Origin of the sequence: Actinomadura sp. B10D3, assembly GCF_039871695.1 — a bacterium.
Lineage (GTDB): Bacteria > Actinomycetota > Actinomycetes > Streptosporangiales > Streptosporangiaceae > Spirillospora > Spirillospora madurae.
In genome coordinates this window covers 159,053-167,800 of the sequence record NZ_JBDPLY010000018.1, presented here as the reverse complement: position 1 = coordinate 167,800, position 8,748 = coordinate 159,053, and the positions used below count along the sequence as shown (strand labels likewise).

The 8,748-nt window shown below is 72.2% G+C and carries 8 protein-coding genes; 5 read left to right on the top strand and 3 right to left on the bottom strand.

From position 1 onward, the window contains the following. Positions 1 to 199: 199 nt before the first annotated feature. Both ABGB11_RS25820 and ABGB11_RS25815 read right to left on the bottom strand, forming a co-directional pair. Complete coding sequence (locus ABGB11_RS25820; RefSeq protein WP_347636652.1) at positions 200 to 2,083, bottom strand: GAF domain-containing protein; 1,884 nt, start codon at positions 2,081 to 2,083, stop codon at positions 200 to 202. Positions 2,084 to 2,094: 11 nt separating this feature from the next. Beyond that, complete coding sequence (locus tag ABGB11_RS25815; RefSeq protein WP_347636650.1) at positions 2,095 to 2,883, bottom strand: 3-hydroxybutyrate dehydrogenase; 789 nt, start codon at positions 2,881 to 2,883, stop codon at positions 2,095 to 2,097. A 161-nt stretch (positions 2,884 to 3,044) separates the two neighbouring features. On the opposite strand from ABGB11_RS25815, the gene ABGB11_RS25810 reads away from it, so the two are divergent. From ABGB11_RS25810 to ABGB11_RS25790, 5 genes are all read left to right on the top strand, one after another. Further along, positions 3,045 to 3,995 carry an alpha/beta hydrolase gene (locus ABGB11_RS25810; RefSeq protein WP_347636649.1) on the top strand — a complete coding sequence of 317 codons (951 nt, stop codon included), beginning with the start codon at positions 3,045 to 3,047 and terminating at the stop codon, positions 3,993 to 3,995. 240 nt (positions 3,996 to 4,235) lie between these two features. Then, positions 4,236 to 4,943: a YafY family protein gene (locus ABGB11_RS25805; RefSeq protein WP_347636648.1), complete on the top strand. Its 708-nt coding sequence runs from the start codon at positions 4,236 to 4,238 to the stop codon at positions 4,941 to 4,943. A gap of 21 nt (positions 4,944 to 4,964) precedes the next feature. Then, complete coding sequence (locus ABGB11_RS25800) at positions 4,965 to 5,828, top strand: DUF1963 domain-containing protein (RefSeq protein WP_347636646.1); 864 nt, start codon at positions 4,965 to 4,967, stop codon at positions 5,826 to 5,828. A gap of 127 nt (positions 5,829 to 5,955) precedes the next feature. Further along, positions 5,956 to 6,120 carry a hypothetical protein gene (locus ABGB11_RS25795; RefSeq protein WP_347636645.1) on the top strand — a complete coding sequence of 55 codons (165 nt, stop codon included), beginning with the start codon at positions 5,956 to 5,958 and terminating at the stop codon, positions 6,118 to 6,120. Between the two features lie 29 nt (positions 6,121 to 6,149). Then, positions 6,150 to 7,229, top strand: coding sequence for an endonuclease/exonuclease/phosphatase family protein (locus tag ABGB11_RS25790; RefSeq protein ID WP_347636643.1), 1,080 nt, complete (start codon positions 6,150 to 6,152; stop codon positions 7,227 to 7,229). Positions 7,230 to 7,300: 71 nt separating this feature from the next. Here ABGB11_RS25790 and ABGB11_RS25785 read toward each other — a convergent pair whose 3' ends face one another. Then, positions 7,301 to 8,542, bottom strand: a complete 1,242-nt coding sequence (locus ABGB11_RS25785; RefSeq protein WP_347636642.1) for a hypothetical protein — start codon at positions 8,540 to 8,542, stop codon at positions 7,301 to 7,303. Between the last annotated feature and the right edge of the window lie 206 nt (positions 8,543 to 8,748).

Here is an 8,748-nt window from a genome sequence, read left to right as displayed (position 1 = left end):
ACCGGCATCGTCACCGGATCCATCTTCATCGTGATCGTCCTGCTGTTCCGCCGCGGCATCTGGGGCACCGCCCGCCACCTGCTGGCCACCCGCCGCCCACCCGCACCCGGCCAACCGGCCACCGAGAGCAAGGAACCCGTCGACACCCCGGCCTGACCCGCCAACGCGGCGTGCCGTCCACGAGGCGGCACGCCGCGTTTCAGCGGGAGAGGCGGTGGAGGCGCAGGGCGAGCTGGAGCTCCAGAGCGCGCTCGGGGGTCTGCCAGTCGTCGCCGAGGAGGCGGGCGATGCGCTCCAGGCGCTGGCTGACGGTGTTGACGTGGATGTGCAGGCGCTCCGCCGTCCGCGACAGGCTGCCGCCGGTGCCGAAGTACGCCTCCAGGGTCTGCACCAGGGAGGTGCCCCGGCGCTCGTCGTACTCCAGGACGGCCCCGAGCGCGCCGTGCAGGAACCCGGCCACGTCCCGGTCGTCCCCGACGAGCAGGCCGACGAACCCGAGCTCGGACGCGCCGGCGCCGTCCCCGCGGCGGCCGAGCGCCAGCAGGGCGTCGGCGCAGCGCTGCGCCTCCCGGTGCGCGGACGCGACGCCGCCCGGCCCGGTCACCGGGCCGGCCGCGCCGACCGTGGCGGGCCCGCCGAGGGAGGCGCCCAGCTCCTTGGCGATCCGGCGCGCGGTGTCGCCCGGGCGGTCGCCCGGCAGCAGCAGGACGACCTCCTCCGGCCGGGAGGCGGCCAGCCCGTGCTCCACGGCCGCGAAGGACGACGCCCAGAACGCGGCGCGCTGCCGGTGCTCGCGGTGCTCGTACTTGGCGCACAGCACGACGTGGGGCGCGTTCAGGTCGACGCCGACGCGCCGGGCCCGCGCGGTCAGGGCGTCGGTGCCCGTCCGGCGGCCGGAGAGCAGGTCGTCCAGCAGCTCGCCGCGGACCCGCCCCTCCGCCTCGGTGACGCTGCGCTGGAACAGCAGCAGCAGCGCCGTGACGAGCGCCGCGCGCTCCAGGATCCGCTGGTCGGCGTCGTCCACCTCGTCCGAGGTGCGCAGCACCAGCGTGCCGAGCATCTCGTCGCCGGTGGACACCGAGGCGATCCACAGGTCGCCGCGCCGGACCGTCCGGCCCTGGGCGCGCGCGGAGTGCGCGGAGGCCGACACGCCGACCAGTTCCTCGTCGCTCAGCGGCGCCGACACGGCGCCCGTGGTCGCCAGCCGGCGGCCGTCGGCGTCCAGGACGTGCAGCGTGCCGCCCAGCAGCTCGGTCACGACGGCGCCGACGTCCTCCACGCCGCCGCCGCGGACGACGACGGCGGTCATCCGGTCGTGCGCGCGCGCCGCCCGCTCGACCGCCGCGCTGCGCGCCTTGACCTCCTCGTTGGCGGCGCTCAGCTCGTCCAGTGCGGTCCGCGTCTCCTCCAGGAGGCGGGCGTTGTCGATGGCGATCGCGGCGTGCGCGGCCAGCGAGCCGAGCAGGGCGACCTCTTCCTGGTCGAACGGGCGCTCGCTGCGGTTCGCGGCCGTCAGGACGCCGATGACCCGGCTCCCCAGTTTCATCGGCACGCCGAGGATGGCGACGAGTCCCTCCTCGGCGACCGCGTCGTCGATGAAGCCGCGGTGCTGGAACTGCTCGTCCCCGAGGTAGTGGGCGCTGTTGTAGGGCATCGCGGTCTGCGCGACCAGCCCGACGAGGCCGGTGCCCATCGGCAGCCGCAGCCGCCGGAACGCCGCCGACACCGACCCGTCCGTCACCCGCATGAAGGTGTCGCCGCGCTCGTCGTCGTTCAGCGTGAGGTAGGCGATGTCGGCGTTCAGCAGCCGCCGGGCGCGGCGGGTGATCGCCTCCAGCACCGCGTCGAGGTCGCGCAGCCCGGCGAGGTCGCCCGCGGTGTCGAACAGCGCGGCCAGCTCCGCCTCGCGCCGCGCGTGCCGCCGCATGATCGTGCGGACCCGCAGCGCCGCCAGCTTGGCCGCCTCCAGCTCCTCCAGGACGGCCGGAGACGCGCCCGCCGCCCGCGCCTCGACGAGGGGACCCTCGAACTCGACGGGGGAGGCCTCCCGGGCCAGGAGTTCGAGGAAGACGCCGCAGGTCATACGGCCCATTCTCAGTGCGCCGTCCAGCCGCCGTCGAGGGTGAGCGAGGCGCCGGTCACCATCGACGCGGCCGGCGAGCAGAGATAGGCGACGAGTTCGGCGACCTCGTCCGGTTCGATCAGCCGTTTCAGGGCGGCGTGGTCGAGCATGACGCGCTCGACGACCTCGTCCTCGGGCATGCCGTGGGCGCGCGCCTGGTCGGCGATCTGCTTCTCCACCAGCGGTGTCCGGACGTAGGCGGGGTTGACGCAGTTGGACGTCACGCCGTGTGCGGCCCCCTCTAGGGCGACCACCTTGGACAGGCCCTCAAGGCCGTGCTTCGCCGTCACGTAGGCCGACTTGAAGGGCGACGCCCGCAGCCCGTGGACGGACGAGATGTTGACGACGCGTCCCCAGCCCCGCTCGTACATGCCCGGCAGCGCGTCGCGGACGAGCCGGAACGGCGCCTCGACCATCAGCCGCAGGATCCGCGCGAACGTCTCGGGCGGGAACTCGTGGACGGGCGCCACATGCTGGATCCCGGCGTTGTTGACCAGGATGTCGACCCCGGACGCGAGCCCGTCGACGGCGCCGGTGTCGGCCAGGTCGGCGCGCACCGCGGCACCGCCGATCTCGGCCGCCGCCCGGTCCGCCGCGTCCCCGTCGATGTCGGCCACGACCACCTCGGCGCCGGCCGCCGCCAGCCGCCGGGCGCAGGCGCGGCCGATGCCGCTCGCGCCGCCGGTGACCAGGGCGCGCCGGCCCGACAGATCCAGCGTCCCCGAAGTCCCCGCGGCCGCCCGCGGCGTCACGCTCGTCATGGGCAGAACCTACGGAGTGCGACCGTGTCCTCCCATGTGGCCCGCGCACACAATCCGGTCCGGGACGGTATGGACGGGCGGCATTCGCGGCGATCGCCCCTCCCGGTCGGCTCACCGGAACCCGGAGGGCTTACCGTGGGGCGCGCACGGGAGGGGTGCCGATGACCGAGATCAAGCATCGCCACGTCCAGTCCCAGAGCGGGCTGCGCATGCACGTCGCCGAGGCGGGCGAGGGGCCGCTCGTGCTGCTCCTGCACGGCTTCCCCGAATGCTGGTACTCCTGGCGGCACCAGCTCACCGCGCTCGCCGAGGCGGGCTACCACGCCGTCGCGCCCGACCAGCGCGGCTACGCCCGCACCGGCGGCCCCGCCGAGACCGGCCGGTACACGATCCTGCACCTGGCCGGGGACGCGGTCGGGCTCATCGACGCCCTCGGCGAGGACCGGGCGGTCGTGGTCGGCCACGACTGGGGCGCCCCCGTCGCCTGGGCCGTCGCGCAGATGCGTCCGGACAAGGTGCGCGGGGTGGTCGGGATGTCGGTCCCGCACCGTCCGCGCAGCAGCCGACCGCCGGTCGCGTCGATGCGCCGCATGTTCGGCGACGGCTTCTACATGGTGCGTTTCCAGCAGCCGGACGTCCCCGAGGCCGAACTCGACCGCGACCGGGCGGCCACCTTCCGCCGCATGCTGTACGGCATGGCCGGCGACGGCCCCGGCCCGATGCTGGTCGCCCCGGAGGACGGCGGGTTCCTCGACGTCCTCCCGGATCCGGAGAAGCTGCCGGGCTGGCTCACCGAGGACGACATCGCCGCCTACGTCGAGGAGTACGCGGAGAGCGGCTTCACCGGCCCGGTCAACTGGTACCGCAACCTCGACCGCAACTGGGAGCTCACCGCCGCCTGGCACCGCGCCCCGATCAGGACGCCCGCCCTCTTCATCGCCGGCGACCGGGACGGCGTGGCGCTCGGTGCCCGCCACGTCATCGACTCCCTGTCCGACTTCGTGCCGGACCTCCGCGGCACCGTCTGGCTGTCCGGATGCGGTCACTGGACGCAGCAGGAGCGCCCCGCCGAGGTCAACGACGCGCTGCTCGCCTTCCTCCGCGATCTTTAGGCGCCCGGGCGGCGTCACATCCCGCGAGGAGACCGCGGGAGCCGCCGAGTGGACGGGAGAGCCGCCCGATGGGACCTCACGCGCGAACCGCACACGGAACTTCGGACGGCCGACAGGCTCCGCACGAATGACCTTCACCGCCTGCTCGCGGCCGGGGCGGGCGGCTACAACGGGACCGTGCGCCTCTGGCGCTTCCCTCAGCGCCGAAAAATGTCGGTGCCGTCCCGTACGGTCGGGCGCGTGAACCGGACCGACCGCTTGTACGCGCTCGTGGAGGAACTGCGCGCCTGCGCGCCCCGCCGGCTCGCCGCGCGCGAACTGGCGGCACGCTACGAGGTGAGCGTCCGCACGATCGAACGCGACATCAGCGCGCTCCAGCAGGCCGGCGTGCCGATCTACGCCGACGTCGGCCGCGGCGGCGGGTACACCCTCGACAAGAGCCGCACCCTCCCGCCGCTGAACTTCACCCCCGCTGAGGCCGTCGCCGTCGCGATCACCCTGTCCCGCGCGGAAGGCTCTCCGTACTCGCGCTCCGCCCGCACCGCACTCCACAAGATCGTCGCCGCGATGTCGGCGGACGACGGCGCCTCGGCCCGCGAGCTGGCGGCCCGCATCCGCTTCCTGGCCCCCGCCGGGGACGACGACCGGGCGTCCGTTCCGGCGGTGCTGGAGGAGGCCGTCCTGTCCCGCCGGGTGGTCCGCCTCACCTACGTCGACCGGACCGGCAGCGAGACCGAGCGCGACGTCGAGCCCGTCACGTTCACCGCGTCGGACAAGGGCTGGTACCTGACCGCCTATTGCCGGATGCGGGGCGGCTGCCGCGTCTTCCGGACCGACCGCGTCCGCCGCGCCGTCCTCCTGGAGGAGACCGCCCCCGACCGCGCCGCCGAGGCCGTGCACGACGACCTTCCGTCCGACCTCGTGGTACGTCCGCTCGAATTCGTCTGAGCCTGCCCAGGAGAGATCTGCATGTCCGACACACCGGACTCCGGGATGCCGCACAGCCTGCGACGGTTCCGCTCGGAGGCGCTCGGACGGGGCATCCCGTCCGCGGACGTGGAACGCTGGCTCGGGCTGGCCCGCCGGTGCGCCGACCTGTCGCCGGAGGAGGACGGGCCGGTCGTGGGCCGCCTCGGAGGACCGGTGATGCTCCCGCCCGGCGTCGCCGTTCCCGCGAATTCCTTCACATCCATGGGCCGCTCGTATGAGATGCCTTATCACCTGATCGCGGACCTCGACCTCGCGGCACTGCCCGAGGACGCGACCGATCTGCCCATGCCGCCCGACGGTCACCTGCTGCTGTTCGCGGTTCCCGGCCTGGACGGCGCCACCGGTGCCGCCGTCTACGTCCCCGCGGGCACGACCGTCGAGGAACGCCGGGTGGAATACCACTACGACCCGGGCGACCACCTGGCGAGTCTGGACTTCGACAACGAGCTGCGAGGCGAACTGCGCCTGAAGCCCAACGCCTCCCTGCCCAACCACGAGATCGCCGATGACGAGGTGACCGTCGACACCGCCGAGCATCCTCGCGCCGAGGAACTGCGGGCGGTGTGGGAAGAGATCTGGGCCGAAGAGCGGCGGGTCTACAAGTGGTCCCATCTCCAGATCGGCGGATACGCCTCGGACGCCGAGGGATGGGGCGACCCCGTCGTCGACTGTGCACGAGAGAGCGCCGAGCCGGGGAGCCTTCAGGACTGGGTGCTTCTCGCCGAATGGAGCCCCGCGATGACCGGCTTGGAGATGGCCACCATGTACTGGGCGATGCGACGCGAGGACCTGGTGGTACTGCGCTTCGACCGCACGGCCGTCACCATGTACGCCAATCCCTGACCTGTATCGCGGGCGTATCGAAAAACGCATACGCCACCGCAACAGCGCCCCGTCTTCCATAGGGGGCGCGGACCACGGCGGTCCGTGCCGAGGGCAGGGCGCCCCGGCTCCGGAGAAGGAGAAGGCCGTGGCCGGTGACGGAGGCTGGGACCGGCGTTCGCTGTTGGAGGTGGCGGCCGTGGTGGCCGGCGCCGCCGCGACCGCGCCGCTGCCGGGCGGGGCGGGCACGGCGCACGCCGACGGCGGTGACGCGGACGCGTTGTTCAAGGCCGGGAAGTTCAAGGCCGCATGATCACCGCAGGTGGGGAGCCAGGACGGTCGATGACACAGGCGGACACGGCGGAGGGCGAAGCCCACGCCACCGACCCGCGAGCCGAGGACGCGGGGACGTGGCGCTCGCGCACCCGCCAGGCGGTCCGCGCCGTCTCCCGGCCGGGTCCCTGGAAGCGCGGCCCGATCCTCGCGACGCTGGCGGTGCTGCTGGGCCTGCTCATGCTGCTGCACGCGCAGGTCCCGAACCGGGTCGGGAACGTCGGCAGCCTGGTGGAGACGTTCCTGCCGTGGTTCGGCCTGTTCGTCCCTGTGCTGCTGGCCGGGGCACTGTGGCGCCGCTCGGCCTCCGCGGTGGCCGCACTGCTGCTGCCGCTCGTGGCATGGCTGAGCCTCTTCAGTGGGCAATTCGTCGGCACGTCGCACTCGCGTGGCGACCTCATCGTGGCCAGCCACAACGTCGGCGCGGACAACCCCGACCCGGCCGGCACCGCCCGTGCCCTGGCCGCGTCCGGCGCGGACGTGCTGGCGCTGGAGGAGCTGACCGAGGAGGCCAAGCTCATCTATGAGCGGGAGCTGGCGGAGGCGTACCCGCACCGTGTGATCCAGGGCACGGTCGGGCTGTGGAGCAAGCTGCCGCTGTCCGACACCGGGCCGGTCGACATCCAGACCGACTACGGGCCGCTGGCCGCCACCAGACCGCCCGAGGTCACGAACGAATACCTTCGGGCGCTGCGCATCACGGTCGCGACCGACCACGGGCCGCTGGCGGTGTACGTGGCCCACCTCGGGTCGGCGCGGGTGAATCCCCGGGCGGGCTTCTGGACGGTCCACCGCGACAGGAATGCTCGGGCCCTCGGGGAGGCCATCGCCGCCGAGCACAACGAGCGGGTGGTGCTGCTCGGCGACCTGAACGGCACCATGGACGACCGCGCCTTCGCCGGCATCACCTCGCAGATGCGCTCGGCCCATGAAGCGGCCGGGGACGGCTTCGGCTTCACCTGGCCGGCGAAGTTCCCAGTGGCGCGCATCGACCAGATCATGGTCAAGGGCGTGAACCCGGTGAGCTCGCGGGTGCTTCCGGCCACCGGCAGCGACCACCTGCCCGTAGCAGCCGCAATCACCTGGTAACCCGAACCACTTTCGAACGGTCCGTTGCCATGAACCCGGCGGGTCTTCGGCGTTACTGGCCGCTCCGCTACTCAAGCGCCGAACTCTGACGGCGGCAGCCACCGCAAGATCTTCGTCCGTTCTTCACCATTTTGATAGAGGATGCCGTTGTCAATAAGAACCCGCTCGTGGTGCTCCGTCCCGGGCAGTTCCAGGAAATCGAGCCATTGACCGGTCTGAACGTCCAGGAAGACCAAGCCGACGGTTCGCCAGTCCCAGCCGCCCGCTATTCGCCGCTCCTTTTCGACTGCCATGGCCAGCAGCCGGCCCCGGGTGAACAAGGGACCGTTCAAGCCGATTGTCAGGTCACCGGCCCCCAGAGCGCCATACCTGGTGGCGAGCAACGGAAGCGATTCGCCATCGTGACCCCGGAGAAGCCAGCGGCCACTGGTCATGCAACGTGTTCCTGCTGCGGGGTCACGCAAGTGGATGGCCGACAGGAACTCGTCGGAGTCGAGCACCACCAGCTCACCCGACGCCGGCAACGCGAGCCCCATCACCCGTTCGCCGGGGATGCCGCCGGCGAGCGGTGTCTGGCCGGGCACGGCCCCGTACAGCCGCAACCGATCTTCCACCACCTCGGCGACGGCCAGGACCACGGTGTCATCGCCGGAGCAGGCCGCGAAGGCGACTGCGGTCGACGGCGCCGCCGCACAGCCGGCCACCACCCCCTCGCCCCAGTCTTCGAGCAACACATCACCCGTGGCGCTTTGCAGGGTCGAGACATCGTCGATGCGCGCCAGCGTCGCCGCATCGAGCAGGTGCAACCGGGCACGGCCCTCCGGCGAGCTTTCCCCGAAGATCAGGTACTCGCCGTCGGCGGTGAACTGAAGCCAGCCGCGTTCTGCCCAGTCGAAGGCCGAGGATCCGCGTCGGCCCTTGTCCGCTGCGCCGTCCCGCTCTGCCTCGCGATCCGGCAACCGTTGCACCGTGCCGTCGGATCGCCACAACTCGACCGTCAAGCCCTCCCCGCCGAGCACGGCGATGCTCTCCCCGCCGGGATGAACAGCAAGCTGGTGGAACGGTTCGGTCGGTGCGCAGGACATCACCGCGTTCAGCCCGGCATCGGCATCATGAACCGTCACGATCCCACCCCGTGCGACTGCCACATACCGTCCGCCAGGGTCGACCTCGGAAACCCGGCCGACAACGTGCCCGACTTCGACGATGGTGCCGGCATCGGAAGCCATGAGCGGATCCTGCATCGGTTCAACCCCTGTGGGGAGCCCAGGGGCCTGAAGGGGCCGCCGGCCATCGTTGAGCGTGAAGATCATCAATTGTCCCAAGAGCCTACATGATCGCAGCTCGGCAAGCCCGTGAGGCCTTCAAGGAAGCCGGTGGGGATGCACCTACCCGGCCCCGTCTGGTGGAGGCTCGCCGTTTCCCTTGGCGTCGTGGGCGCGGCGGTATTCCTCCCATGCGATGTCCTGCGATTGCCTCAGTTCCTCAACGGTCGGGGTTTCATCCGGCGGTGGGGGTG

Coding starts and splice junctions, on each gene's coding strand:
- ABGB11_RS25810 (WP_347636649.1), top strand. CDS start 3,045: ATGACCGAGATCAAGCATCGCCACGTCCAGTCCCAGAGCGGGCTGCGC.
- ABGB11_RS25800 (WP_347636646.1), top strand. CDS start 4,965: ATGTCCGACACACCGGACTCCGGGATGCCGCACAGCCTGCGACGGTTC.
- ABGB11_RS25815 (WP_347636650.1), bottom strand. CDS start 2,883: ATGACGAGCGTGACGCCGCGGGCGGCCGCGGGGACTTCGGGGACGCTG.
- ABGB11_RS25790 (WP_347636643.1), top strand. CDS start 6,150: ATGACACAGGCGGACACGGCGGAGGGCGAAGCCCACGCCACCGACCCG.
- ABGB11_RS25820 (WP_347636652.1), bottom strand. CDS start 2,083: ATGACCTGCGGCGTCTTCCTCGAACTCCTGGCCCGGGAGGCCTCCCCC.
- ABGB11_RS25785 (WP_347636642.1), bottom strand. CDS start 8,542: ATGATCTTCACGCTCAACGATGGCCGGCGGCCCCTTCAGGCCCCTGGG.